Here is a 1,279-nt window from a genome sequence, read left to right on the forward strand (position 1 = left end):
CTTTCCCAAAAGAAGCGCAATTGGAGGCTTGTTTACCGTGGAATTATGAACCTGATCAGCAATTAGTAACTGAATGAAATACAAAAACGGACTAACTCAAATATGAGGAAGTCCGTTTTGTGTTTCAATACGTCCGGTTATAGTGTGCTTACTTAACTACTGTTATAATGAGTATGAAGAAACTAATTTAATGGAGGATTACAATGGCCAAACTTGATGATACTGTCCAAATACTCAAAGACGTAAAATTTGATTCTAATCTAACCGCAAGCAATATGGCGGTCTTTTTTCTACTGGGAGCCGCGCATTTGACCCCAGAAATGAAATGGTCTGACGCAACTAACCGTGGCATTCAAATTCGGCGGGCCCTATTTTTCCTGCAAAATATCTACAGCCTGCAATTTGATGAAAACACCCTTGAAGATTTTTACGAATTAGGTGCGCAAAGAATGCTGGCATTTGGCTTAAGCACTAATGACAGCGCTAAAACGGGGACTAAACCTAAAGAAGCCCACTGGTTTTTATCAGCTGACTTCTTTGAGTTAGTAACAGCTTACGGGACACCGCAGTACCAGTCGCTGCTAACCGCCTTTTTAAAACGGCATGCCGACTTGATCAACAGCCAGTCACAGCTCTCACATACCCCTCAACTGACGATTAATTTTCAGGGTACCAATGCTGAACAAATTAAATTACCCAAAAATAATCATAATCAATTGAGTAAAGCAGTTCTGGAAAAATTTGTCCCTCATTTTGCCGGAAAAGCAGAACTACTGCATCTTGCTGACGACCCTCACCGAGATTTGAAGACCGAACAGCAACGGTTAACTGAATTAGGCTTCTCATCAATACTGCCAAAAGCCATGCCCGACATTATCCTCTACGATCACGACCGTAACCGGTTATTCTTACTGACGGCCACACCTGCTGGTACAACGATCACTGGCAGCCATATTGAGATCCTTAAAGAAGCTTATAGCGGCGATGCTGAATTAGTATTCGTTACCGTTCTCGCGGATGGGGATAGCTTTAAGAACACCCTTGATGCCATCAACTGGGGTACTAAGATCTGGATCGCCACGATTCCAGAACACCTGGTTCATATGGACGAGGCGCATTTTATGGATCTACCGGATTAGGTTGATCTAAAACCAGACAAAAAAACGCTGTGCAAATTTCTGGTGCTACGATATTTGGAGTTGATAGGCAGTTTGCCTTTCAACTCCTTTTTCTATACCATTATTATATTTGAACACGCAAATAGGACACTACACTATTT

General features: G+C 42.0%; 1 protein-coding gene. It reads left to right on the top strand.

Annotated features, from left to right (window positions below; translation table 11 throughout):
* The first annotated feature begins 203 nt into the window (after positions 1–203).
* Positions 204–1,139: a BsuBI/PstI family type II restriction endonuclease gene (locus tag FFM73_RS12515; RefSeq protein WP_137631944.1), complete on the top strand. Its 936-nt coding sequence runs from the start codon at positions 204–206 to the stop codon at positions 1,137–1,139.
* The last annotated feature ends 140 nt before the right edge of the window (positions 1,140–1,279 follow it).

It is taken from the genome of Secundilactobacillus hailunensis (assembly GCF_005405185.1).
Taxonomy (GTDB): Bacteria; Bacillota; Bacilli; order Lactobacillales; family Lactobacillaceae; genus Secundilactobacillus; species Secundilactobacillus hailunensis.

Coding starts and splice junctions, on each gene's coding strand:
- FFM73_RS12515 (WP_137631944.1), top strand. CDS start 204: ATGGCCAAACTTGATGATACTGTCCAAATACTCAAAGACGTAAAATTT.